The sequence below is a fragment of the Enterobacter sp. BNK-34 genome (genome assembly GCF_048684445.1).
Taxonomy (GTDB): Bacteria; Pseudomonadota; Gammaproteobacteria; order Enterobacterales; family Enterobacteriaceae; genus Enterobacter; species Enterobacter pseudoroggenkampii.
Genome location: NZ_JBLQUA010000001.1, coordinates 4,143,451 through 4,164,245 on the forward strand (window position 1 = coordinate 4,143,451; position 20,795 = coordinate 4,164,245).

General features: G+C 52.4%; 34 protein-coding genes. 14 read left to right on the forward strand and 20 right to left on the reverse strand.

Annotation, left to right across the window (positions count from 1 at the left end):
• Window positions 1–34 precede the first annotated feature (34 nt).
• The 16 genes from ACMGG5_RS20385 to ACMGG5_RS20460 form a co-directional block, all read right to left on the reverse strand.
• The gene (locus tag ACMGG5_RS20385) at window positions 35–1,036 is read right to left on the reverse strand and encodes a phage minor head protein (protein WP_420278431.1); all 1,002 of its coding nucleotides are present in this window, start codon (window positions 1,034–1,036) and stop codon (window positions 35–37) included.
• Window positions 963–2,432, reverse strand: a complete 1,470-nt coding sequence (locus ACMGG5_RS20390; protein ID WP_420278432.1) for a DUF1073 domain-containing protein — start codon at window positions 2,430–2,432, stop codon at window positions 963–965. The genes ACMGG5_RS20385 and ACMGG5_RS20390 overlap by 74 nt, the downstream gene beginning before the upstream one ends.
• A gap of 12 nt (window positions 2,433–2,444) precedes the next feature.
• Window positions 2,445–3,917 carry a terminase gene (locus ACMGG5_RS20395; protein ID WP_420278433.1) on the reverse strand — a complete coding sequence of 491 codons (1,473 nt, stop codon included), beginning with the start codon at window positions 3,915–3,917 and terminating at the stop codon, window positions 2,445–2,447.
• Window positions 3,917–4,519, reverse strand: a complete 603-nt coding sequence (locus tag ACMGG5_RS20400; protein WP_094948160.1) for a hypothetical protein — start codon at window positions 4,517–4,519, stop codon at window positions 3,917–3,919. The genes ACMGG5_RS20395 and ACMGG5_RS20400 overlap by 1 nt, the downstream gene beginning before the upstream one ends.
• A gap of 3 nt (window positions 4,520–4,522) precedes the next feature.
• Complete coding sequence (locus ACMGG5_RS20405) at window positions 4,523–4,741, reverse strand: hypothetical protein (protein ID WP_049047699.1); 219 nt, start codon at window positions 4,739–4,741, stop codon at window positions 4,523–4,525.
• Window positions 4,742–4,835: 94 nt separating this feature from the next.
• On the reverse strand, window positions 4,836–5,351 hold the full coding sequence (locus ACMGG5_RS20410) for a hypothetical protein (RefSeq protein ID WP_159125312.1): 516 nt from the start codon (window positions 5,349–5,351) through the stop codon (window positions 4,836–4,838).
• Between the two features lie 42 nt (window positions 5,352–5,393).
• A complete protein-coding gene (gene lysC / locus ACMGG5_RS20415) occupies window positions 5,394–5,576 on the reverse strand; it encodes an Rz1-like lysis system protein LysC (protein ID WP_420278434.1) in 183 nt (60 codons plus the stop codon).
• Window positions 5,557–5,934: a DUF2570 domain-containing protein gene (locus tag ACMGG5_RS20420; protein ID WP_420278435.1), complete on the reverse strand. Its 378-nt coding sequence runs from the start codon at window positions 5,932–5,934 to the stop codon at window positions 5,557–5,559. The genes lysC and ACMGG5_RS20420 overlap by 20 nt, the downstream gene beginning before the upstream one ends.
• On the reverse strand, window positions 5,931–6,383 hold the full coding sequence (locus ACMGG5_RS20425; protein ID WP_420278631.1) for a lysozyme: 453 nt from the start codon (window positions 6,381–6,383) through the stop codon (window positions 5,931–5,933). The genes ACMGG5_RS20420 and ACMGG5_RS20425 overlap by 4 nt, the downstream gene beginning before the upstream one ends.
• A gap of 55 nt (window positions 6,384–6,438) precedes the next feature.
• Complete coding sequence (locus tag ACMGG5_RS20430; RefSeq protein WP_045418811.1) at window positions 6,439–6,759, reverse strand: hypothetical protein; 321 nt, start codon at window positions 6,757–6,759, stop codon at window positions 6,439–6,441.
• 342 nt (window positions 6,760–7,101) lie between these two features.
• A complete protein-coding gene (locus ACMGG5_RS20435) occupies window positions 7,102–7,290 on the reverse strand; it encodes a hypothetical protein (protein ID WP_420278436.1) in 189 nt (62 codons plus the stop codon).
• A 173-nt stretch (window positions 7,291–7,463) separates the two neighbouring features.
• Window positions 7,464–8,153: a bacteriophage antitermination protein Q gene (locus ACMGG5_RS20440; RefSeq protein WP_420278437.1), complete on the reverse strand. Its 690-nt coding sequence runs from the start codon at window positions 8,151–8,153 to the stop codon at window positions 7,464–7,466.
• Window positions 8,150–8,290 carry a YlcG family protein gene (locus tag ACMGG5_RS20445; RefSeq protein ID WP_420278438.1) on the reverse strand — a complete coding sequence of 47 codons (141 nt, stop codon included), beginning with the start codon at window positions 8,288–8,290 and terminating at the stop codon, window positions 8,150–8,152. Before ACMGG5_RS20445 ends, ACMGG5_RS20440 begins: the two co-directional genes overlap by 4 nt.
• Window positions 8,287–8,898, reverse strand: coding sequence for a recombination protein NinG (locus tag ACMGG5_RS20450; protein WP_420278439.1), 612 nt, complete (start codon window positions 8,896–8,898; stop codon window positions 8,287–8,289). Before ACMGG5_RS20450 ends, ACMGG5_RS20445 begins: the two co-directional genes overlap by 4 nt.
• Window positions 8,891–9,061, reverse strand: a complete 171-nt coding sequence (locus ACMGG5_RS20455) for a NinE family protein (RefSeq protein WP_420278440.1) — start codon at window positions 9,059–9,061, stop codon at window positions 8,891–8,893. The genes ACMGG5_RS20450 and ACMGG5_RS20455 overlap by 8 nt, the downstream gene beginning before the upstream one ends.
• Window positions 9,054–9,503, reverse strand: coding sequence for a recombination protein NinB (locus ACMGG5_RS20460; RefSeq protein ID WP_420278441.1), 450 nt, complete (start codon window positions 9,501–9,503; stop codon window positions 9,054–9,056). Before ACMGG5_RS20460 ends, ACMGG5_RS20455 begins: the two co-directional genes overlap by 8 nt.
• 302 nt (window positions 9,504–9,805) lie before the next feature.
• Between ACMGG5_RS20460 and ACMGG5_RS20465 the strand changes: the two genes are divergently transcribed.
• Both ACMGG5_RS20465 and ACMGG5_RS20470 read left to right on the forward strand, forming a co-directional pair.
• Entirely contained in the window at window positions 9,806–10,705 is a 900-nt protein-coding gene (locus tag ACMGG5_RS20465; RefSeq protein ID WP_313846991.1) for a hypothetical protein, read from the forward strand.
• Window position 10,706: 1 nt separating this feature from the next.
• On the forward strand, window positions 10,707–11,147 hold the full coding sequence (locus tag ACMGG5_RS20470) for a hypothetical protein (protein ID WP_219998965.1): 441 nt from the start codon (window positions 10,707–10,709) through the stop codon (window positions 11,145–11,147).
• Window positions 11,148–11,258: 111 nt separating this feature from the next.
• Here ACMGG5_RS20470 and ACMGG5_RS20475 read toward each other — a convergent pair whose 3' ends face one another.
• The 4 genes from ACMGG5_RS20475 to ACMGG5_RS20490 form a co-directional block, all read right to left on the reverse strand.
• A complete protein-coding gene (locus ACMGG5_RS20475; RefSeq protein ID WP_420278442.1) occupies window positions 11,259–11,933 on the reverse strand; it encodes a replication protein P in 675 nt (224 codons plus the stop codon).
• A complete protein-coding gene (locus ACMGG5_RS20480; protein WP_420278632.1) occupies window positions 11,930–12,886 on the reverse strand; it encodes a replication protein in 957 nt (318 codons plus the stop codon). The genes ACMGG5_RS20475 and ACMGG5_RS20480 overlap by 4 nt, the downstream gene beginning before the upstream one ends.
• A 439-nt stretch (window positions 12,887–13,325) precedes the next feature.
• Window positions 13,326–13,871: a toxin YdaT family protein gene (locus tag ACMGG5_RS20485; protein ID WP_126542218.1), complete on the reverse strand. Its 546-nt coding sequence runs from the start codon at window positions 13,869–13,871 to the stop codon at window positions 13,326–13,328.
• Window positions 13,872–13,900: 29 nt separating this feature from the next.
• Window positions 13,901–14,128: a hypothetical protein gene (locus tag ACMGG5_RS20490; RefSeq protein ID WP_045338826.1), complete on the reverse strand. Its 228-nt coding sequence runs from the start codon at window positions 14,126–14,128 to the stop codon at window positions 13,901–13,903.
• A gap of 35 nt (window positions 14,129–14,163) precedes the next feature.
• Between ACMGG5_RS20490 and ACMGG5_RS20495 the strand changes: the two genes are divergently transcribed.
• The 12 genes from ACMGG5_RS20495 to ACMGG5_RS20550 all read left to right on the forward strand — a co-directional run bounded on the left by ACMGG5_RS20495 (window position 14,164) and on the right by ACMGG5_RS20550 (window position 20,767).
• Window positions 14,164–14,919 (forward strand): XRE family transcriptional regulator, encoded by a 756-nt coding sequence (locus ACMGG5_RS20495; protein ID WP_420278443.1) that lies wholly within the window; start codon window positions 14,164–14,166, stop codon window positions 14,917–14,919.
• Window positions 14,920–14,930: 11 nt separating this feature from the next.
• Window positions 14,931–15,518: a hypothetical protein gene (locus tag ACMGG5_RS20500; RefSeq protein WP_045330129.1), complete on the forward strand. Its 588-nt coding sequence runs from the start codon at window positions 14,931–14,933 to the stop codon at window positions 15,516–15,518.
• Between the two features lie 757 nt (window positions 15,519–16,275).
• Window positions 16,276–16,404: a hypothetical protein gene (locus tag ACMGG5_RS20505; RefSeq protein ID WP_258320270.1), complete on the forward strand. Its 129-nt coding sequence runs from the start codon at window positions 16,276–16,278 to the stop codon at window positions 16,402–16,404.
• Window positions 16,401–16,559 carry a hypothetical protein gene (locus ACMGG5_RS20510; RefSeq protein ID WP_420278444.1) on the forward strand — a complete coding sequence of 53 codons (159 nt, stop codon included), beginning with the start codon at window positions 16,401–16,403 and terminating at the stop codon, window positions 16,557–16,559. The genes ACMGG5_RS20505 and ACMGG5_RS20510 overlap by 4 nt, the downstream gene beginning before the upstream one ends.
• Complete coding sequence (locus ACMGG5_RS20515; protein ID WP_001752704.1) at window positions 16,556–16,762, forward strand: cell division protein FtsZ; 207 nt, start codon at window positions 16,556–16,558, stop codon at window positions 16,760–16,762. Before ACMGG5_RS20510 ends, ACMGG5_RS20515 begins: the two co-directional genes overlap by 4 nt.
• Window positions 16,763–16,772: 10 nt before the next feature.
• The gene (locus ACMGG5_RS20520; RefSeq protein WP_420278445.1) at window positions 16,773–17,207 is read left to right on the forward strand and encodes a zinc-finger-containing protein; all 435 of its coding nucleotides are present in this window, start codon (window positions 16,773–16,775) and stop codon (window positions 17,205–17,207) included.
• 72 nt (window positions 17,208–17,279) lie between these two features.
• Complete coding sequence (gene gamL, locus ACMGG5_RS20525; RefSeq protein WP_045622374.1) at window positions 17,280–17,564, forward strand: host nuclease inhibitor GamL; 285 nt, start codon at window positions 17,280–17,282, stop codon at window positions 17,562–17,564.
• 18 nt (window positions 17,565–17,582) lie between these two features.
• Window positions 17,583–18,428, forward strand: a complete 846-nt coding sequence (gene bet, locus ACMGG5_RS20530; RefSeq protein ID WP_420278446.1) for a phage recombination protein Bet — start codon at window positions 17,583–17,585, stop codon at window positions 18,426–18,428.
• Window positions 18,425–19,105, forward strand: coding sequence for a lambda exonuclease family protein (locus ACMGG5_RS20535; RefSeq protein WP_420278447.1), 681 nt, complete (start codon window positions 18,425–18,427; stop codon window positions 19,103–19,105). The genes bet and ACMGG5_RS20535 overlap by 4 nt, the downstream gene beginning before the upstream one ends.
• Window positions 19,102–19,530 carry a regulator gene (locus tag ACMGG5_RS20540; RefSeq protein ID WP_420278448.1) on the forward strand — a complete coding sequence of 143 codons (429 nt, stop codon included), beginning with the start codon at window positions 19,102–19,104 and terminating at the stop codon, window positions 19,528–19,530. The genes ACMGG5_RS20535 and ACMGG5_RS20540 overlap by 4 nt, the downstream gene beginning before the upstream one ends.
• Window positions 19,527–19,694 (forward strand): hypothetical protein, encoded by a 168-nt coding sequence (locus ACMGG5_RS20545; protein WP_420278449.1) that lies wholly within the window; start codon window positions 19,527–19,529, stop codon window positions 19,692–19,694. Before ACMGG5_RS20540 ends, ACMGG5_RS20545 begins: the two co-directional genes overlap by 4 nt.
• Window positions 19,691–20,767, forward strand: a complete 1,077-nt coding sequence (locus tag ACMGG5_RS20550; RefSeq protein WP_420278450.1) for a DGQHR domain-containing protein — start codon at window positions 19,691–19,693, stop codon at window positions 20,765–20,767. Before ACMGG5_RS20545 ends, ACMGG5_RS20550 begins: the two co-directional genes overlap by 4 nt.
• Window positions 20,768–20,795: the final 28 nt, after the last annotated feature.

The following is a 20,795-nucleotide window of genomic DNA, read 5'->3' on the forward strand; positions in this document are numbered from 1 at the left end:
GCCCCTCCTTTGCAACTATGATAACGGCAAATAATTAAGAAACATTAAGCCAATTTTTTCTTTCTACTCTCAATTTTTCGACCAGCCCTTGATTAAATATGCTGCCGTCATCGTTGAGTAGCACCGGAATCTGGCTGCAGTAGCAGTTGTACCGATTACCGTTCTCGGCGTAGAAGTCACGCACCTCTTCCGTGGTGTAGACCTTGCCGTGACGACTGGCGTGCCAGGTGCGCGTCGTTGGTTTGAGCGCTGACAGCCACAGCAGGCCGGTATTCATCCCAAGCCGGTCAGCAGCCCAGTCCGTTTCGTTCCATTGTGCCTGCCGCAGCGCACCGACCTGCTCAGTCTGAGCGATGGTCTTTGCCTTCGACATCGACACATCGAGACGCTTGCTGATGACGCTGGCCGTCTCGCGGGGATTAACACCGCGCGCTACCGCATCGGTGATGATGTTGGTCAGGTCGCCGCGGGCGGTGTCGCTGATGACCTTCCAGTCGCTGAACGTTGTCAGCCTGGCCGCCGCTATCTGGTTAAGATAACCGGGACTGTTTAAAAGCTGCTGTAGCGTAGTCTGGCTGGCGTACACCTGCGACTGCTGCGAGAGGTTGTTGAAGGCCTCAAGCGTGCCGCGCTGCGCCTCAGCGACGACGTAGTCCATCGCCCAAAGGTTTTGCTCGCCACCCTCCAGCAGATGGTCATCGAGAATAGCCTGCACCGCCTCCAGCACGTCAGCCAGTTCCTGCGCCGACATGTCGTAGATGAACTTGCCGGCGTTGACCTGATAGAGCCGCATATCCGCGCCGTTGTCGTGGCACAGGAAATGCCAGTTATGGCTGTTTACCTCACGCTCTCGCCCGGTCAGGCGCTGGTCGAACAGAGCTTTCAGCGCGCGCTTGATGCCGAGATACCGATCCTCGATATCCCGGTACATCGCGGTTACCTGCTTTGCCGATCGGGTCGGGTCAACCTTGCTGCGCGGAACTATCGGCAGCCCCACCTTTGCCGTCTGTTCTGGTGTCATCGGCCAGTGGATCATCGGTAGTCACCTTCTCGTCCGGTTTCGGTGGTTCTTTTGGCTCCGGTAGCGGGTCAAGACCAACAACTTCGCGCAGCTCATTGGCTGCAATAGGCGGCTCACCGCCATAGAAGCCAGTGGTTTTCTGCACGATGTCAGCCAGTTTTGAAGCGTTCTCGATCTTCTCTTTCTCGCCTGGCGCCAGCAGATCGCTCCACGAAATGGTGACCTCGCCTTTGGTCGGCGGGTCGATAATCCCAAGCGTCCAGAAACGCTCCAGCAACGCGGTGATCCGGTCTGTCAGGAAGCCATTACGCCGCGTGTTTCTACGGATAGCCCAGTCAGTTTTATCCTCGTCGCTCGCCAGTCGTCCGGTCTGCTGACCGAACAGGATGGTGAACGGGATCTGCACGGAGGCGGCCAGTTCGTTCGCGGTGACTTCCCAGGTCGGCCCAGGGTCGCCTGGTGCAACGCTCAGAACGTGCATCTGACCTGCCTGCATTACGGCTGCCGCATCGGTACCACGGTTAAGCTTGTTGACCTTATCGCCCATTGCTTCACCGAGATCGGCATAGCCGGCCTTCTTAGCCTGTTCTGCCAGCGTGGCCATGTCGGTTTCTTTGCTGAATTCGACGGCAATCTGACGGCTGGCGTTCTTCAGAAAGCCCTCAGCGCCACCGCCGGAAATCTTCTCGATATCGAGGCCTTTGTTGAAACCAGCCTCCAGCAGCGGGATGCCGGACAGGACATTGTCGTCTTCAGATCCTTCGCAGAACAGGATGACGCGGCTAGGATGTACCGGTTCTCCGCGCAGCGGTCCGACGAATGACTCGTCTCCAACAGGCTGCTCGTTGAAGTTGAACATCTTCGGCTGACCGAACGTTTCAGACTGACGGTTGTTATCCCATTCGGCGACAGTTAACTGCGGCTCCCACACAGGGATAAGCTTTACCAAAGCAGACTCGCCCAGCGACTTCACAAGGTTGATATCGACTGGATCACTCCATGGCTTATTGTCTTTCACCTGCAGCAGCAGCGCGGAGTAGCGTCCAACCATATTGCGGCGGTCGGCATCCTTCACCTTCGGCCACAACTTCTTCATGAACTTGGTGACTTTCTTTTCCCAGGCGTTTGTATTCTTCGCCTCCTGAGCTTCATCACCGTCAACAATGACCGGATAGTCTTGCCAGCAACCATCCAGCAGCCGATGCACCACAGCGAAGCCAGCGGCGTTGCGGCGGTACATGTTGTAGAAGTCGTTGAAGGTGATCGTGCGCGGGTAGCCAAATTCCTGGTAAAGCGTCGGGCGCTTCGTGTTCCCGCCACCGATGCCGATGGCATTCAGGTAATTCGCTCGCCTCATTTCAGTGGCGAGGTTGTTCACAGCCATCTGAAGGCCGTTATCTTGTTCGCTCACTGGCGATGCTCCTTAGAAGAATACTGTGCCAACCTGCTTGCGGTTGTTCTTCGTCACTGCGAAGTAACGGAAGCTATCGGCACCGTGCGAAGTGGCGTCATGGAGAGGTTTGTCTTTCCAGCAGCCGCGCTTGTCGTCCCACTCCTTCCGGTATCCCTCAAGGTGAGAGATACCTTCCGAGCATTTCTCCTCATCGAATACGCATTTCGGGAGGATTTCACGTGCCGACTCAATGCCGGTATCAATGCCGGCTTTCGGCACAACGCGGAAGTTTATCGAATACATCTGGCCGTCAATCTCGTAACCCTCGCGCGCCAGCTCTTTGCGTGACTTCGCATCAGCAGCAAACTCGCGGTTTTCGATGTCGTGCGGCCCCCAATGTTCGCCGTACTCATAGCCGCGGTCTTTCAGCACCTTCATATAGTGCCTCAGCCCCTCGCCGGAGTTTTCGTAGTAGTCGATGATGTGGAACTCTTCACCGACCTCACGAACGAACCAAATCGCCGTGGAGTCACCCACACCGATATCCCAGAACGTGTGCACCGGGAGGTGCGAGTTATCCGGTAATTGGCCGATCCGCTTGTTGGTGTAGAGCCAGCGGAACTGCTTCGCGTAGTACGCGCCCTCGACAGACTGCTGGAACGCCTCGGCCGGAATGGTCGGGTATTCGCGCTTCATGTCGTCGCCGAGCGTTTTCTCTTTAGCGTAGTACCAGGCTTTCTGGCGCTCGTTGACGACCACGCCGTGCTTCGCCTCCATTTCAGCGAAATACTCAAGCAGGCGCACCGGCAGCGATTCAACCGGGTCGATTGCGTACTGTGGATTCTTCCACCAGGAGAAGAAGAAAAACTTCCAGTCCAGCGCGGATAGCGCTTTACCCTGCAGCAGCGCTTTCTCTGCTGTCTGGCAGTAATCGAAAAAGTAACCCGCCCGGCCCTCTGCTGTGCTCTCGATAGTAGCGAAGCATCCAGTCGATACCGCCTCAAACGCACCAGTGACGATCTCACGGGCCTTGTCAGGATACTTGGCGCATATCTTCCCGAACTCGGAAACGTGCAGGTAACGCAGCGTACCGCCACGAAATGACGTGCTGACGTATAATGAGCCGCCCTTCTTGAAGACGAGCTCGCCGGAAGAGTCGTTACTGGCCGGGTTGGCAGCCTTTATCTCTGCCGGCAACTTGTCGTATGCGTACTTCACTTTTTCGCGGAACAGGCGCTTTGCGTCATTCAGCGTGTGGGCAATCAGCGCGCACTTCGCCGACTCAAACAGGGCCGCGTCGAGCTGGATGATGCACACCTCTGTGGTGAAACCGAGCTGACGTGCTTTCAGGATGATGTTGCGGGTGTGGATCCCCTCGAAGTATTCCCGCTGTTCAGGCGTCATCCTGAACCGAGTCGGCTTACCCTCTTTGTCAGTGATCCAGTAGAGATTGTTCAGCCGCCAGTCTTTGTCGGCCAGCAGCTTGATGTGCTCAGGTTTCATTACGCCCCCTGAGACAGAGAATCCATCAGGTCAGACAGTTGCTTAACAGAGTTGTCGCCTTCCGGCCCGTCGATATCGTAGGCCTGGCGCTCAAGCCCGATCAGATTCTTCAGCGCGTCGCTCAGTGCCTTAACCGACTTAACGCGCTCCGGCATGCTGATGACCTTGTGGTAAATCTCATTTAGCTTGTCCTGACCTTTGTCGTCGGGGTCGAACATCAACTCTCCGAGCTTCTCCAGCGCGGCCACGTCTGCGCACTCCGCGCCCAACTCATCAAACAGGGCGTTGGTTATCTGCCTGGCGCGCTTAATGTCGCCGCGATGCTCCATGCGGACATTGGCGATTACCTCAGCCGTCGCTTCTATGAGTACGCGTTCGTTAAAAGTGACTTCACTGCGTACCTGTTTGCGTACCTCAGCTTTGCGTACCAGATCGTCGGCTCGTTCTTTCACCTTCGCATTGAGGTCACGCGACCAGTCGTCACGCTTGGCACGCTTACGGATAGCGCCTTCGCTAATGCCGTGCTGCGATGCAATCTCTCGGAGGGACATCACTCCGGCCCGGTACGCCGTCTCGATGGCCTCCCAGTCCGGTTTGCTCATTCGTTACTCCGTTGTTTGTTCTGCTGGCTGTTCGGTCTGCTCTGCCGGTACTGGCGTAAACTTCACGCGCTTAACGTCGGCAGGAGCGAAGTACAGCCACTGGCCCGTTTCTGTCGCCAGCGGCACAAAGCCGTTAACCAGCTCAGGCTGACGTCGTGACATCTTGCCCGTGAAGGTTTCGCCTGTTTGGGTGGTTAGCGTGATTTGGTAGATGTCGGACATTGAGAGCCTCTTTATCCGCTTATGGGGGTATTGCCATTACGATGGGATTACCCATGGTGATGGCAACAAAAAACCGCCCGGAGGCGGCAATGATTCACAATGTTTGTTTTAGCCTATCTCTGATGGCAGCATTTGTACTCTGAAAGGTTTCCTGCACTTTCATTGCACATGCGTCAATTTCTTTATATGCATGCTCAGGCTTCAGATTCCCTTTCATTGTTTTTAGGTAAGTAGTATTCCCACTTTCCAGAAATTCTTTGATTTTTGATAGATTTTTTTCTAATTCTGGAAAGTAAATAAAAAGTATAGTCTCTAACCTATCATGCAATCCGGACTCAAGCGGCTCCTTTGCCTGTAAATCTTGACGCTGAGCCTCAGTTATTTTCCCCCTGAGAACAAACAACTGATTTAGTTGATAAATCCCTATGTATTTTTGCCACCTTGAAATCAGAGAATGGAGCTCCTCCCCCTTTTCCCTCATTACCTTGTTTTTTTCCTTTTCCTTCTCATAGGAGATTTGTTTTTCCCAGCGCTGATCAGCAAATTTGTTAGCTAAAAAAGCACCGCATAATGCACTTAACGCACCAATCACAGCAGGCCAGAGGCTCATGCACAGCTCCATTGATAATTTGATGACGTGGAGCATGATACATTATTTTGTATTCAGCTCGCTTCTCGACACCTCAAATTTCCTTATCGCCGCCTTATCCAGATTGCACTGCCCCAGCGCCGTATAGAGCTGAGCGTTTAACTCCAGACTTGCCTGCCACGTGAACGGAACCACCATTCCGGGGATCGGCGTGTCTGCTGTCAGGTCAGGGCTTATCGGCACCACCGGAGCTGGGACGTAAACTGTCTGCGTATTCCCGCAGGCTGTCAGCAGCGGAAGAAGGAACAAGCTGGTTAGCGCACGGATCGCCTTCAAGCGCCTGCCTGATGTAGACAATGCGCGTCTCGCCTTTTTTGGCCAGTTCGTTCTTTGCATTCTGGGTAGCCTGTGAGATGTCACGGATGAGGTTCATCGTGGTGATCACGTTGTTGGTGATCGCTTCCGATGTGTCGGCCCGAACCGTCGCTTTATCGCGCTGGTCTTTGTAGGTGATGGAGTTGTAGCGGTAGTGGTTAATCGCCCAGGCCATGGAAACGAGCAGGCAGATAACGACGGCACAGATGATTGCGGTTAATCGTCTCATTTTAGACCGTCCAGGCAGAGCGCCTTTTCTTTCCCAGCGCGAGTAACCAGGCCAGGAAGAATCTTGCCGCCTCCCCATACCCATCGAGGGAACTGGTGGCATGCCGCCGTGATGTTCCCGCCTCTGAGAAGAGAGAACATCGTGGAGGTGCGCATGTTTCCGCAGCCAGCACGAAACGTTACCGATACAGCTGCAGAGAAAGTGTCGTCAGATAACTTTCTGCCATTCCCGTAGCGGTTAACGCAGGATTCAGCATCAAGGATGTTGCGCTCCCACTCGACTGCGATCTGCTGGTCAGACTTAACGGTGCCGGGCTTCACGCCATGCGTATTACCCATACCGTCAGTCAGCACACCTGCCGGGCACACATACGGATCACGTCTGCAAGATTCAGCGTTGCCGATTAACTCCAGGCCGCGCTCGTTAGTCCTTACATGGCCAGCGTTCATTACAATGGCGATGATCGTTCCGACGGAGCATACAATGCCCGCGGCGCCGCTTTTCTTACTCAGTTTCAACTGGGCCACCGGAAATTCTCCGCATTGCCTCCGTAACCACCTCGGCAGCAGCCGGACGATCGGAGTGAGGTTTTTTACCTACATCAGATAAGTAGTTTTCCAGCAGCTGGGTTCGCTTCCTTTCCTCAGCCATACGCTCACGCTCTTCTTTCCGTTTTGCGTAATAGGTTTTTATCGTGAAGAACGCCGATACCAGCGCGCCGATAATAAACACGTAATCCTGCAGGCTAAGCAAAGAGAACAGGCCCAAGGCCGCCGACCACCAGTACGGCAGATCGTGTCCATTTGTTGGGTTCATACGTTGCATTCCACACCTCCGGGTCCGGGGTGCTGTGTGGTAGTTGGGAAAGGCCGTCAGACACGATAGCTACGTGGCATCTGGAATTGATTGTCTGCGGCCTGAATAAAAAACCTGGCGACAAGCCAGGAAGATGAGGGTAAGGCAATGTCGACTCTCTGGCCGAAGGGTCCCAGGTTGTGGGTTCTGTGTGCGGCGTACCGCAAATAAGAAAGCCCCGGCTAGATGCCGAGGCTTCATTGTTTTGGACTGACCCCGCGGATAATTCCAACTTACCGCCGTCCATTGGCGACGGGGCCAGTGGCGCGGGATGTTATAGATATCAGTCAATGGCTTATTAGCTATCAGTGCTCACCGGGGTGGTGTTAACGGCCCACTTATGAGTTCTGCTTCTCCATTGTTGCAGATGTCATCACCCCTGGTTAGATGCCAGACCCCAGTAATGGACTTGCCCGTTTCCAGGTCATCAACAACATCATTGGTGTAGTAGGCAACCTGTACCGTGCCGCAGTGCTGAATCCAGTAGTAACCTTCTTGCATACTCATCTCCTCAAGCTAACGATATGAGTATAAAGCTGCCGTGAACTGAGTGGCGTTAGAAATACTACATGGTGCATTAAGTAAAAAGCCCCGCACGATGGCGAGGCTCTTAATTCTTTGTCGATAATCGAAGCTATGGCGACGATATCAGATTTACATGAAATATATGCGTTTCAGTTCGTTTTTGCAAGACTTACATCTAAATTTGTCGCCTTTTGTTGTGAACGTGATCGCGTTACGGATATAAGCGCACCGCTATCGAGCCGCTTAAAGCTGTTACGCATCGCCAGCCAGTGAGGCAGATACGTTTCCGTCCAGGTCGATTTCGCTACGCCTGCCATCTCCGCCAGCGCCTGATATTCGTATGTCTCACGGCCCGCCAGCTCCGCTTTGACGTCCTGTGCCGCAAGCCATATCAGTTTCTTCAGGCGCTCCATCGTCTTGCCGGCCACCTTCTTCGGGCCGAGTTGATCCATGAACTCCGCCCACGCCCACTGAGTGAACGTCACCTGGTATTCAAAGTGGATATTCTCGCTGTAATTCCAGAGCAGCCATGCTTTCTGGTGCTCTTCCAGCGACAACACAGCGCGGCGCCATGACGCAGTACCGAACTCTACCGGGCTAACCAGAGCGATTGACGATCCCTTCGCGCGCGACTGGCTTACGCTCATCGCCGGGCCGTCAGGGTTAACTTTCCGGCCGCTGACCGGGTCAGTAATTTTCTTACGCCCCCGGCTGCGCGCCGTCGCTGTGAATTGCGCGTTCTCGGCGAAAGCTACCAGTTGCCCTTTCGTCGCCCCACTCAGATCTGCGGTCGCCACAATGAGCTGCTGACGTACGTACTCGAGGTGCTGATTGTTCATTGTGCGGCTCCTGCAGGGTGATAGATACGAACGTAATTACGGAGAATGCGGTAATCGACCAGCACGGAACCCGAGCGTCGGTAAATCCGGAGGCGCTGCCAGCGCGCTCGGAGTATCTCGATCGTTTCTGACTTCATGCGGCCTCCTGCTGTTTGAGTGCGCGAAGGTCTTCTCTGGCCTTGGCGCGGATGCCGTCCAGTTCTTCACGGGTGTATCGGTAGGTTTCGTTGTTGGATTCCAGCGCCAGCACGCGCTCTTCGCCGATCAGTTCGACCAGGGCGGCGCGGTATGCCTCAATGTTCCCGGATTTGTGAACGTTGCAGGCGGAGCACTGGAGCCAGATATTGTCCGGGTTAAAGCGAAGTTGTGGCGCGGCGGCCGTGGTGCGGTAATGCCCGGCATGCCAGGCAAAAGCGGTCTTTGTTCCGCAGGAGATGCAGCCATGCCCGGCGGCCAGCAGCATTTCGCGCCGCCAGTCGTTGAAAGCGCGCTGAGTCATCTGCACCCAGTGACGGATCGGCTTCAGCTCATTACGGCGTGCAGCGCGCCTTTGGCGACCTGCTTTCTCTTCGGTGCGCTGAAGCTGCGCCTCCTTCTGCTTGGCGGCTTCACGAGCTTTTGCGGTCTGTTCTTTGCCGATCGCGCTGGCGCACTCGAATGAGCAGACCACCTGCCCGTCGCGGACCGGGTGGAACCACTGGCGACAAGCTTTATGGACACACTTGCGGCGCGGTAACTTAGCCATGCGCCCTCCTCGCCGCGAGACGCAGCCATTTCTGATCCACCAGGCGGGCGGTGTAGTCCTTGAAAGTCGGAATGTCGGACGGCTTAACCGCGGGCTTGCGCTGTCGGCGCACCGGAACGCGGAAGATTTCGTTAGTGATGACGCGGGAAAGTGGGCTATTCATTGCGCTCACCCCAGCGTTTTGCCCATTCAATTTCGAGGCGAGATTTTTCGCTGAATTTGACGTTCTGCTGAGTGCCAAACCAGTAGATAGCCTCAATCACCTCGACCATCTGGCGGACAGTCATCTTACTGGTGCGCTGACCGAACATCACAACGCCACCATCAAGGCCGGGGGCCATGCGCTGCTCTTGCTTTTTGGACTTGGAAACCATTGCGGTGATCAGGTCTTTCCAGTCGTCAGAATCGTACTTATTGCCAAACCACGTAACCTGGTCGGAGAGGTCTTTAAGAAGCGGCCACATTTTTTTGTTCTGATCGAGGGTACGGGTCATCTCCTTGATATCGAGAACTAGCGGGCGCTTGGCGTCCACCGGTAGCTCCCGGATGAAGTTGATAGCGTTTTGCTTGATGGCGTCGTTGACAAGGTGGAATTGCTGCTTCATACGCCACCTCCGATAGGTAACGCAGAATGTATAAAATCGCAGGTGCATTTCTGCATCTGTGACAAGGTGAGGAGTTCAGATTGTGGTCGCATTTAAGTCCCCTTAAATGCGCAGAAGTCACCGGAGTTGTTCAGGCTCCGATGACATGATTATGGCGGGTTGAATTAAGAAGGTCAAATGACTAATATACATGATACAACCTTTTTAGTATAATCATTGAAAATGACACTAAATTGTTGAAACAATATAATAAGTAAGAAATTTCAACATGGTAGCTTTTTAAGTTAATTTGGGCTTTTTAAATGATAATATCTTTTTGGAATACTGGGATTATTCATAGCAACGACAGAACAAGTCAAGAATTACAAGTCTTGCAAGTTATATATAGTATTTTTACTGATGAAAACACAGACATTTTATTTCTCTGTGAAATTGATGACGACTTCATAACTCAAATATCACAATCCCATGAGATTTTCGACAGTGTGAATTTAATCCCAGCAACAGAAAAATTCTCACGAAATCTTTGTTTTGGCATATGTGCTCTGTATAAAAAACATATTTCCTTAGATCTAATTAAATATAATATATTTAATGACTTAGATGATGGACGCCAAAATACAGGCACCAACATTAAAGTTGGGGTGGAGTTTAGCGTCTCCTCAAGTGAGAATAATCCAGATCTTTCAATAATAGTTTCCCATTGGTCCTCCAAAAAAACACCAGGGTATGAATTTAAACACAAAGACGCAGCAGAAGAACTCAGAAGAGAATGCACTCAATTATTAGAATATGGAAAGCAAGTTATTTTAATTGGGGATTACAACAAAACCCCAGAGGAAATTATAAGAGATACAAATTTAAAATCATATAATAACAAATTTTATGTTTTGAGAGATAGTAAACGATTATATAACCTTTCATTCAGCTTTAACGGGCAACATTCTTTACTTAACAACAATATGTCTGGGATTGTTAATCAAAATGGTTTCGGTACATTTGTTTCTAGATCAAGTAGAGCAAGCGAAAACGGCTGTGCTGTTCTTGATCATGCACACGTATCATCGGCATTTTTGAATGAAGGACCATGGCTACTGAAGGAAGGTAGTACTAAAATCATTTATAATGATTTGCTAAAACAATTTATTTATGGCAAAGATACATTAATTGACCATTTACCTATCAGCTTAGAGGTGTACTAAAATGTCTGATAATCCATTTACAAAAATTGTAAACGACACACTAATGACCACTAGCAAAATTGATAAAGCGATTGCCGACCTCGAAATATATCTTGAGCAAGCAAGTGAGGCTTTGAATACATCTATCATAGGCCCTAATCATATAAAACTAACAACAAACGTGCCTGACAACACTCTCCCTGCTATTTCTTCATTAATGATTAGTTTTATGTCAACCAATCAAAAAGGTAAAAAATACATTTACCTAACAAATGACATAAAATCAGAAATGATAGCTGGATGGGCAGTAAGTGAAGACGGTGATTCTATGTCTTTAATTATTAACAAACTTAAATCCAGCTACCCTGTATCTGAGGAAGGCTATATAAAATCCATCGGCGAACTATTAACCACGACATCTATTATGGATAAAGCAATTGAGCTGCGCAAAGAAGTAATTTAAACTTTCCGACGGAGTGAATAAGGTTCACTCCACTTTAAATTATAAAAACCACATGTAACACCCCAATTTTTTAATATTACTATCAATATTCCCCTAATGTATTTTTTAATTCTATTTTTTGCGGTTGTACTTCGCCAGAAGCAACTGGATCGGTGTCGGGCCGTGATCGGCAGTCGGTGCTGCAAGCGCCCGGCGCACTGGCGGCACTGGCTTACCCTCGATGACGCGCTTCTCCCACATATCCAGCAGGTCACCAGCTTCACGCGCCAGCTCACCATGCGTTAACTGGCGTTCAGTGCTGCGGTGGCGCAGTTCAACGCAGATGTGGTACATGACCGGCTGAGACCAGGGGAATTGCTCGCTTGATGTGAACTCGAACGAACGGTTTCGCCAGTCCCAGTATTCGGCGATCACCTGGTCAACGGTAATGCCCAGCGCCCCGCCGCTCTGTTTGCACCAGGCGACGAACTGGCCAGGCGACGGCAGGAATGGGCGCTCCTGGCGGCGGGCAATGCGCATACCAGCATCGACCTGAGCCATTGAGTGGATCCCGTTCTCCTGAAACGCCAGCAGCCACTGACAGCGAAATTCGTTCAGGTCGTCCTGACTGCGGAAGTTTGCCATGCTGGCCGGGAACGCGGCGCGCAGCTCGTTGAACAGCTTGTTGAATACCTGAGCCACCTGCTCTACCGGCGCGCGCTCCTGGTACTGCTCTGGCAGGTTATGGGCCATGCGGCTCATCTGCTCGCGGTCGTGATTACGCATCTGCTCTGCAAGAGATTTCATCGCATCACCTCATAGGCCCAGTCAGTGTTGTTAAAGTCCAGATCCGGCTTGCCAGATTCTTCGCCTGTCTGCTGCTTGTTGCGTTTGATATCGAGTTGGGTCCACTTGTCGCGCAGCGTTGCCGGGCATAGAACATTCCCCTTCCAGAACTTGTCGTTACAGGCCCATTTGAACAGGTCAGCGATTTCGTAATGGGTGCGATCGTCACGCTCGCGCATCAGGCGGATGTCGTTAGCCCACGCTGCATAGTTTGGTTTTTTGGCAGATGGTGAAATGCTTTGCACCATGCTGAACAGCCATTCAGCGCAGCGTAGGTCTTCTGAGTTACCCCACTTCGTGCCGCTCTGAATTGCCGCTTCAGGTTTCATGACAGGCGGTTTCTTTCCGGGCTTGTCAGAGGATTCGTCAGAATTCTCGGACGTAGAGTTATTTATATTCTTGTTATTACCTTCTTGTTCATGATTCTCGGTGAAAAGCTCGGGTAGATGCTCGTCGTAATGCGCGGCATAACCTTCAGAAGCCGCGCCATTACTGTCTCTGCCATGCTCGGCATTAAGCGCGGAGATATGCGCGGTGAAACGCTCGGGTGAATTGTCCGTTTTTTGAGCATATTCAGCGTAATTTATGATGGTTATCACAGAGCCTTTTCGCTTCTCTCCGGAGCGGGAAATCATTCCTTCACGCTCGAAAACATCAAGCATCCTGTCGACGGCGTGGCGACTGCATGGCTTCCCTTCCCTGTCGCATAAATTCAGCCCGAGATCGGCTGAGGTGGTGACCAGTTGCCCGGTATGCAGCGGCCATTGGCGCCCCTTGAAGTTTGCCGTGTATGGCTGGCGAGCAGCACACAGCAGCAGGTTTTCCCACAGCGTGCGCAGGAAGACGTCCTTCGACCAGGTTTGCTTAAGAACACTCCGGTACAACGGGATGAATCCGGTTTTCTGGTTCTCCATCCGGTTGCTCCTGGCGGCGGAATGCGCCGCGAAATTTGCGTAAGCGACGTTCGACACAGTTAAACCTCCTGCGCCTGGCGTTTTGGATTAGCGTTTGTCATAATGACCTCGTAATTACTGCCGTAATTGCACCTGAAAGCCGTTGGTGTTCCAGCACCGCGGCTTTCGCCTTTTCAGAGCAGTCCAGGCTGCTGCACACGCTTAACGCGCTTCTTTTCGAACTTGTCTGACGGAACTTGCTGCTTCTCTGCCCAAAGCTTCGCGTGTCGTAACACGTCATCGAAAATCCTCCCCTTGCGACTGGCCTGTGACATACGCTTGTACATATCGACGGCCTGAAATGCCCCCCCTGAGCCACCGCTACGGTGAATCCCTGTTTAATCAGTTCATCGCGCACATGCTTCTCGATAAATTCGATGTGGTTCATGGTCTTCTCCGGTTACATGACGCCTAGCATCGACGTGACCATCGTCATCAATGGTCCTACCTGCTCCGGCATGAGGCGGAACAGCGAAGCTATACCCTCGCTTACCTCTTTCAGCTTTTGATGCTCTGGAGCGTCCAGCAGCACAGCCTGCTTAGCTTCGGCACACTCTTTCATCGCGGACGCGATCAGCGACATCGTGTCGTTCTGCGGCGCCAGGCGGTTGCGGTACTCCAGCGGCAGGACCGACATGATTGCCGGGGCCAACTGGCGAATGTTGTTGGCGGCGTATTCGGTGTCGCCGTCGATCCAGCGGAATACCTTCTGCATCTGGCGGTGCGAGTCAGTCGGGATATCCAGTCCGGTGCCGCCGGTAGCCCGCCACTCTTCCACAATCAGCGCCGCAACAAATTCACGGCTGCGGCAATCAGCTGCCCAGGCGCGAACAGCTGCGCGGATCCCATCGATGTTTAACGCCGTGGAATCAGGTTCCCGGCGATTCTGGTAAATCATCGCCGTTGGCGAAAATTTGTTACCTTGTTGATACGCAAGTGAATGCATTGCTTTCCCTTTCGTTGTTAGGGCCGCCGTTAAGCGGCTTTTGGTTTACTGATTTCAAGAATCTGGCTCTCGGTAAACTGTCCACCAGATACAGCTGCGATTTTGGATGCATAGCCTGTTTCACCGGTGTAATCGGTACGCGGCAGACAACCGCTGTTAATCCATTTGTAGATAGCGCGGGGAGTGCGCCCGCAAGCCTTCGCCACCACCGGTACACGGATTTGCTTGATGATGTCGCCAAGGTTTTTAGGTTGCATTTGGTAACCCTCAAATTGAACTGTAAGTACATACTATGTCGGAACTGATAGTTCACGCAAGTGATATTATGATTGAACCCATGGTTCAAGAAGAAAGAGCGCGTAAAGAGTTCTCCCAACGGCTAGCGCTGGCCTGCGATAAAGCTGGTTTACCTGCACATGGTCGTCAGACTGAGTTGGCAAAACTCATGAAGCTGACACCTAAAGCGGTAAGCAAGTGGTTCAATGGGGAGGCTATTCCAAGACGTGGGAAGCTGCAGGAATTGGCAGCTATACTTGGCACATCCTCCTCTTTCCTGTTGGGCGATAGCGCTGCTGATGGCATATCTGAAGGGCATATGGCGATGAGGGATGATTCTTTCCGTGTAGACGTTTTTGACATTCAGGCTAGTGCTGGGCAGGGAGTTCTCGTGCGAGATGAATTCATTGAAACCATCAGATCCATTGAGTATTCAACTGAAGAGGCTCACGCCGTCTTTGGAGGCCGCCCGGCTGATCACATAAAAATGATTGCCGTTAATGGCGATTCGATGTCTGGCACGTTCGAGCCGCGAGACCAGATCTTCGTCGACGTCAGCATCGACTGCTTTGACGGTGACGGCATATACATTTTCGTTCTGGACAATGATCTCTACATCAAACGCCTTCAAAAGCAGCACAAAAAATTAGCTGTGATTTCAGACAATAAAAAATATGAAACCTGGTACATCGAAGATGGTGATTTTTCTTCTCTCCGCATATGCGCGAAAGTGCTGGTAAGCCAGTCAAGGGCATACAGATTTCATAGCTGAGGAAGTTAAGCATGGAAGCAAATAAGGTTACTGATCTGAGTGATGGAAGCGTCTTGTACGAGCTTGGCGATCACCTCATCACCTGCAAATTAAGCCAGGATAGGCAGTGGCAGCTAGGGGCTTTTAAACGTGACGAAAGTAACCTGAGAGATGACACGCTTGCGGTTTTGAAGAATGAAAAATTCATGTTTATGGTTAAGCTCGGCGGACAGCTCTCTCCCAAGCCTCAATGCATAGCTGTTAACGGGCGATTTTTATTTTCTGTTCATACCGGCAAAGACAATAACATGGCTGCAACCATAGTCATGGATAAAACCGGGAAAGAGTTATTCAAGGTAGAAACTTCCACTCACCTCATCAGTTCGGCCATATCGGAATTTGGCCGCTACATCGCCCTATCGTTTGCCGGCAGCAAAAATAAGGATGATTTTTACGCGAACCGGCTTGAGGTCATAAACATTGATACCGGAGAAGTGTTGATGTCCGTTATCAAAACAGACTTCCTTCGATACGCTGAACTTTCAGTTGTTGAGCCAGACGGCGGACTTTTCGCAACTTTCAATGGTCGCACAAGGCTTGTCGATGTGACGAACCTCTAATAAATCAAACCAGCCCCAACCCTTCTCGCCTCAATCAATAAAAAACAAAAAAATATTTCTCCTTAAAGTTCATAAAGATAATCGGATATGAACTTTCCATTCATATAAAATGTACTTTCGGTACTTTACATGAATGAACTATTGGTACATTATCAATCCATCGAAACGAAACATCGACAGCTGAGCGAAGTTAGCCAGCGGCGAAGTGGACATTCGGTCAGTCGAACGGCGCGACAGTAAACCATGCGTCGGACGCCCGGCGGGCTCAGGGAGAGCGGCAATGGTGCGTAACTGGAATGTTTTGGGGTGTGGTGGGCAGCTGATTCGTGATGCTCACGGATCAATCCGGTCCACGAATCCACCACACCGACCAAAACATTTCTCCCGCATCAGCGGGTAACGACAGAGGGTAAGAGCATGCGTAAACCTAAAGCTACAAGCGAAACAGTAGTTCATTTCACCATGATGCGCCGACCTGATTGTGCAAAGCATGGTGATCAGCGCGGCAGAGTGTGGCGACATAAGTATCAATTCCTTGATAGCGCATTTTGCAGGGCTGCAAGCCAAATATCTCCCCGCTCATTTAATTTCAATCAATAGCCGCCTAACCAGCGGCTTTTTTCATACCTCAGTCGCTTCACCGAGGCGGCTTAGTTATGACAACCGGCGGCCATCCACCGCCCATTGAAACACTGAATAAATGCGTTGAAGTCTTGTATTAACCGTTCCGTTCGCCGCGATAAGGCTAAGAGGATTTATGACAGACCTGAAAGATATAATCGCAAAGCTTTTAGAAGACGCCCGTCACCTTAATGAAATCGCTCCGAACGCTGGCACCGCAGCGCGTATCAAAGAAGCCGAAGAGGCTCTTAAGGCTGCATCATGACAGTCACCCACAACGGCAAGCAGTACACCGCCAAAAAGCTCAACGATAACGAGTGGCAGCTGACGTCGGTATCGGCACCGCGCGACAAGCTGACGCTTAACCGCCTGCAGATGCATATCGCTGGCCTCCTGAAACAGGTTGAGGTGAAGGTATGATTGGAATGCACTACGGCACCGCATCAGTGCCACGTAGCGAGGTTTTACCGGGCACAATGCTGCAACACCACGGCAAAACTTATCGCGCCTCAGCGAACGTTGAGAAAGGCCTGTACGCCTTCAACATATTCGAAAAAACCATCATCAAAAGTGATTCCGTCGTTGTGCTGCTGAATGAGCGCGGCGAGCCGATGGTTCACTGAGGCCGCTGATATGGAAATCAAAACTCCAGCAAACCCAAGCAAAAAGGCGACGGCCAGAGTAAAGAATCCTCTTCCCGCGCCAACTAATTGTCACCTGTGCTCTGGTTTAGTGCGGATCGGCACTCATGAAGAAGTCTATGGGCGCGACTTCAGTGAATGGCCGTATGTCTATCTTTGCGAATGCTGCGGAGCATACGTCGGGCTTCATCCTTTCACGGCGATACCTCTCGGGACTCTGGCAGACAAGCCAACCCGCGACGCGCGGAAGAGCTGCAAGATGCCTTTTGAACGTATCTGGAAGTCGGGCGCTATGACTCGCACTGAAGCTTACCAATGGCTGGCTGACAAGATGGGCATACCTGTTCATGAATGCCACTTCGGCTGGTTCACCGTAGAGCAGTGCCAGGCTGCAATGCATCACTGTAACGACTGGCTAAACCGCTAACCACCCTATTCAACCGATCGGCCTGGCTCAATGCGGGCGGGATCTGCACATCCAAATTTCAGGAGTTCAGCCATGAACGCATACCTAACTTACGACCGCATCGAAGATCGGCGCTGGGCTGAGCAGCAGCTCACCGACGAGAAAGAGAAGTGGATCGACGACCGGGCGCAGCAAATTATCGACATGATGCCAAAAGAGCCGTCCGGCCTCTTCCACTTCACGATCCCGATCGACTCCAGCCCATACGAAGGACTTCGCAGCGATAAAGCTGGCGAGGCCTACAACGATTTCATTTCGGCAGTTGCTTACGCCCAGGCGGAATACGACTGGGAACACCGTACCGGCTGCCCGTTTTAATTTTTGAGGGGATTAACGATGGCAAACGATTTAACAATCACAGCGACGTCACTTCAGGAGATAGGTGTCGACGTCTCCACCTGGAGCGCGCTGAAGAATAGCATCTACCCTGGCGCCAAAGACGAATCGGTAATGATGGCGCTTGACTACTGCCGCGCACGCCAGCTGGATCCGTTGCTCAAACCTGTCCACCTCGTTCCGATGTACGTCAAAGACTCGAAAACAGGTAAAGGCGACTGGCGCGACGTGGTCATGCCGGGCATCGGGCTTTACCGCATTCAGGCAGACCGCTCCGGCGATTATGCCGGGGCCCGTGAGCCTGAGTTCGGGCCAGACACGACTCAGACGCTTTCTGGTGTCGAGGTGACCTTCCCTCAGTGGTGCAAATACACCGTCTACAAGCGCATGCCCAGTGGAGAGATCGTCGAGTTCAGCGCCAAAGAATACTGGATTGAGAACTATGCCACCGGTGGCCGCGACACCACGGCGCCGAACGCGATGTGGAAAAAGCGCCCTTATGGCCAGCTGGCTAAATGCGCAGAAGCCCAGGCGTTGCGTAAGGCATGGCCTGAGATTGGGCAGCAGCCTACCGCCGAAGAAATGGAAGGAAAATCACTGGATGTTGATATCCGTGACGTCACTCCCCGCAGCACAACAGAATCACTTCCACCAGCAGCAAGCGAAGAAACGCTCCAGGCGATCACCGATCTCTTAACAACTCTGGATAAAGACTGGGAGAAAGACTTCCTCCCACTGTGCAGCGACATCTTCAAACGGCAAATTCTTGAGGCGTCAGAACTCACGGAAGAAGAGGCGCAGAAAGGATTTGGCTTCCTTCAGAAAAGGGCTAAGGCAGTAGCATGACACCAGAAATTATCCATGCCCGGACCGGCATTGACGTAACCACTATTCAACAGGGCGATGAGGCGTGGCACCGGCTGCGCCTCGGCGTTATCACTGCCTCGGAAGTGCACAACGTCATATCCAAGCCACGATCTGGGAAGAAGTGGACAGACATGAAAATGTCCTACTTCCACACGCTGCTCGCAGAGGTATGCACCGGCGTCGCGCCAGAGGTTAACGCCAAGGCGCTTGCCTGGGGCAAGCAGTACGAGGAAGACGCCCGCGCCCTCTTCGAGTTCACCACGGACGTAAAAGTCACGGAGTCTCCGATCCTGTTCCGTGACGAGAGCATGCGCACTGCGTGCTCCCCTGACGGCCTTTGCAGTAACGATTTCGGCCTCGAATTGAAATGCCCTTTCACCTCCCGCGACTTTATGAAATTCCGTCTTGGCGGTTTCGAAGCCATCAAGTCCGCCTACATGGCCCAGGTGCAGTACAGCATGTGGGTGACCGGCAAAGACGCATGGTTCTTTGCCAACTATGACCCGCGCATGAAGCGCGAAGGTATTCACCACGTCGTCGTTGAGCGGGATCCGCAGTACATGACCGACTTCAACGAAATGGTGCCGGATTTCATTGAGAAGATGGACGAAGCGCTGGCGGAGATCGGCTTCACGTTCGGAGAGCAGTGGAAATGAAACGCACACCCTTCTACCGCCGGCCCGGGCGAACCGGGCAATTCTCTGGACTACGTGAGCGCGTTATCTGGATGATTCAGACGCGGGGCCGTCCGGTAACCGGCAGCGAAATCGCTGAGAAGTTTGGCGTAACGCTCATTGAGTTTAACCGGGTCGCCAACGGAATCACCCGCGGCTCCGGACAGATAGCGCAGATCGTTGAGTCTGAGAAATGGCTCAACGAAGACGGCATCTGCGACCGGAAATTTAGCCTGGCCAGCAAGCCAAAGGTTGTAACGCCGCAAGGCAAATCACGGTTGTTCACCCGGCGCGCTATTGAGCAATCGCAGGAAGGTAGACGGCAGGAGTGCATTGAACGTGCCGCCCGCCGTCGTCGCCTGATTGCCGCAGGCCTCTACATCGACGAAATGGAGTCAGTGCTATGAAAGCGTGGTCACTCGAAGAACTGGCGCTGCTGTGGAGACACTCAAACGCTGAAGTCGCAGCGATAACCGGCCGCAGCATTGAAGAGGTAGGAGATAAGCGGCTGCAAACCAATATTGAGCGTAATGGCTGGGATGTTAACGATCCGGAGCGGGAGGATGCATGAGCAAAGTAGGCGACTATTTCTTCGAGTTCCCGGCGTCTCGCGGCATGCAGGGTGGCACGGCGACTTACATGATCACGGCGCCTGCCCGCGCGCTAACGCGCATACTTGCGTCCGACAATCACGGCAGCACGCTCGAGCGCTCTCAACGCGAAATTAACCAGGCGCGCGTGAAGAAGTTTTACCAGTACCTCGTCAATGCATACCAAAATAAAGAGCCCTTCATCATCCCGCCGCTGGTCGGCAACTGCGACGCGGATATTGAGTTTGAAGAGTTCGGCAATACGAATGTGGGCGTCGCACGCTTTCCTATGGATGCAGTGATCAAGCTGTTCGACGGCCAGCACCGCGCCGCCGGGTTAGCTGAGTTCTGCCGGACTTACGGAGAGCCAATCAGCATCCCGCTGATGCTGACCCATAATCTCCCGCTGAAGGCACGCCAGCAGTTCTTCTCCGATATCAATAACAATGTCTCGAAACCTTCCGCTGCGATCAACATGGCCTATGACGGGCGTAATGATGTGGCCCAGGGCATGGTGACGTTCCTGTCTCAGCATGACACCTTCGCAGAAGTGACAGACTTCGAGCACAACGTCGTTCCGGCGAAAAGTAAGCTGTGGGTGAGCTTCAAGGCGCTTAGCGACGCGACGGCCAAGTTTACCAACGCGGGCAGTAAGCCGCTGGAAATGGGCGACATCGAATCCATCTGGGAGGCCTGGTTGGCCCTGACGCAGATCGAAGCGATTCGCCACGGCACCAGCCAGGCAGACTACAAGCGCGACTACATTCAGTTCCACGCAGTGATGATTAACGCCTTCGGCTATGCCGTTCAGCGGCTGATGGCTGACCACTCAATCGTCGATATCGCCCAGATGATTGAGGATCTGGCGAGCTGTGCGGGCTCCTCTGAGATGGAAGACTTCTTCCTGATTTCGCGATGGGGTGGCGTCTGTGTGAATGCCGAAAAAGACCGGCCAACGATCATTGCCTCCGTTCCGGCGCAGAAATCAGCTGCTGAAAGGTTGGTGTCCGTAATAAGAAACGGTGCACTGGAGGAACAAAATGCCGCAGCATAACTATCAAAATGGTAAGCCCTGGTCTGAT

Coding starts and splice junctions, on each gene's coding strand:
- ACMGG5_RS20490 (WP_045338826.1), bottom strand. CDS start 14,128: ATGCAACCTAAAAACCTTGGCGACATCATCAAGCAAATCCGTGTACCG.
- ACMGG5_RS20495 (WP_420278443.1), top strand. CDS start 14,164: ATGTCGGAACTGATAGTTCACGCAAGTGATATTATGATTGAACCCATG.
- ACMGG5_RS20445 (WP_420278438.1), bottom strand. CDS start 8,290: ATGAAGTCAGAAACGATCGAGATACTCCGAGCGCGCTGGCAGCGCCTC.
- ACMGG5_RS20420 (WP_420278435.1), bottom strand. CDS start 5,934: ATGAGACGATTAACCGCAATCATCTGTGCCGTCGTTATCTGCCTGCTC.
- ACMGG5_RS20540 (WP_420278448.1), top strand. CDS start 19,102: ATGAAACGCACACCCTTCTACCGCCGGCCCGGGCGAACCGGGCAATTC.
- ACMGG5_RS20510 (WP_420278444.1), top strand. CDS start 16,401: ATGACAGTCACCCACAACGGCAAGCAGTACACCGCCAAAAAGCTCAAC.
- ACMGG5_RS20450 (WP_420278439.1), bottom strand. CDS start 8,898: ATGGCTAAGTTACCGCGCCGCAAGTGTGTCCATAAAGCTTGTCGCCAG.
- ACMGG5_RS20410 (WP_159125312.1), bottom strand. CDS start 5,351: ATGAGCCTCTGGCCTGCTGTGATTGGTGCGTTAAGTGCATTATGCGGT.
- ACMGG5_RS20480 (WP_420278632.1), bottom strand. CDS start 12,886: ATGGAGAACCAGAAAACCGGATTCATCCCGTTGTACCGGAGTGTTCTT.
- ACMGG5_RS20405 (WP_049047699.1), bottom strand. CDS start 4,741: ATGTCCGACATCTACCAAATCACGCTAACCACCCAAACAGGCGAAACC.
- ACMGG5_RS20470 (WP_219998965.1), top strand. CDS start 10,707: ATGTCTGATAATCCATTTACAAAAATTGTAAACGACACACTAATGACC.
- ACMGG5_RS20545 (WP_420278449.1), top strand. CDS start 19,527: ATGAAAGCGTGGTCACTCGAAGAACTGGCGCTGCTGTGGAGACACTCA.
- ACMGG5_RS20435 (WP_420278436.1), bottom strand. CDS start 7,290: ATGCAAGAAGGTTACTACTGGATTCAGCACTGCGGCACGGTACAGGTT.
- gamL (WP_045622374.1), top strand. CDS start 17,280: ATGAACGCATACCTAACTTACGACCGCATCGAAGATCGGCGCTGGGCT.
- ACMGG5_RS20455 (WP_420278440.1), bottom strand. CDS start 9,061: ATGAATAGCCCACTTTCCCGCGTCATCACTAACGAAATCTTCCGCGTT.
- ACMGG5_RS20550 (WP_420278450.1), top strand. CDS start 19,691: ATGAGCAAAGTAGGCGACTATTTCTTCGAGTTCCCGGCGTCTCGCGGC.
- ACMGG5_RS20515 (WP_001752704.1), top strand. CDS start 16,556: ATGATTGGAATGCACTACGGCACCGCATCAGTGCCACGTAGCGAGGTT.
- ACMGG5_RS20385 (WP_420278431.1), bottom strand. CDS start 1,036: ATGATCCACTGGCCGATGACACCAGAACAGACGGCAAAGGTGGGGCTG.
- ACMGG5_RS20460 (WP_420278441.1), bottom strand. CDS start 9,503: ATGAAGCAGCAATTCCACCTTGTCAACGACGCCATCAAGCAAAACGCT.
- ACMGG5_RS20475 (WP_420278442.1), bottom strand. CDS start 11,933: ATGAAATCTCTTGCAGAGCAGATGCGTAATCACGACCGCGAGCAGATG.
- bet (WP_420278446.1), top strand. CDS start 17,583: ATGGCAAACGATTTAACAATCACAGCGACGTCACTTCAGGAGATAGGT.
- ACMGG5_RS20400 (WP_094948160.1), bottom strand. CDS start 4,519: ATGAGCAAACCGGACTGGGAGGCCATCGAGACGGCGTACCGGGCCGGA.
- ACMGG5_RS20505 (WP_258320270.1), top strand. CDS start 16,276: ATGACAGACCTGAAAGATATAATCGCAAAGCTTTTAGAAGACGCCCGT.
- ACMGG5_RS20485 (WP_126542218.1), bottom strand. CDS start 13,871: ATGCATTCACTTGCGTATCAACAAGGTAACAAATTTTCGCCAACGGCG.
- ACMGG5_RS20395 (WP_420278433.1), bottom strand. CDS start 3,917: ATGAAACCTGAGCACATCAAGCTGCTGGCCGACAAAGACTGGCGGCTG.
- ACMGG5_RS20535 (WP_420278447.1), top strand. CDS start 18,425: ATGACACCAGAAATTATCCATGCCCGGACCGGCATTGACGTAACCACT.
- ACMGG5_RS20430 (WP_045418811.1), bottom strand. CDS start 6,759: ATGCAACGTATGAACCCAACAAATGGACACGATCTGCCGTACTGGTGG.
- ACMGG5_RS20520 (WP_420278445.1), top strand. CDS start 16,773: ATGGAAATCAAAACTCCAGCAAACCCAAGCAAAAAGGCGACGGCCAGA.
- ACMGG5_RS20500 (WP_045330129.1), top strand. CDS start 14,931: ATGGAAGCAAATAAGGTTACTGATCTGAGTGATGGAAGCGTCTTGTAC.
- ACMGG5_RS20440 (WP_420278437.1), bottom strand. CDS start 8,153: ATGAACAATCAGCACCTCGAGTACGTACGTCAGCAGCTCATTGTGGCG.
- ACMGG5_RS20425 (WP_420278631.1), bottom strand. CDS start 6,383: ATGAACGCTGGCCATGTAAGGACTAACGAGCGCGGCCTGGAGTTAATC.
- ACMGG5_RS20465 (WP_313846991.1), top strand. CDS start 9,806: ATGATAATATCTTTTTGGAATACTGGGATTATTCATAGCAACGACAGA.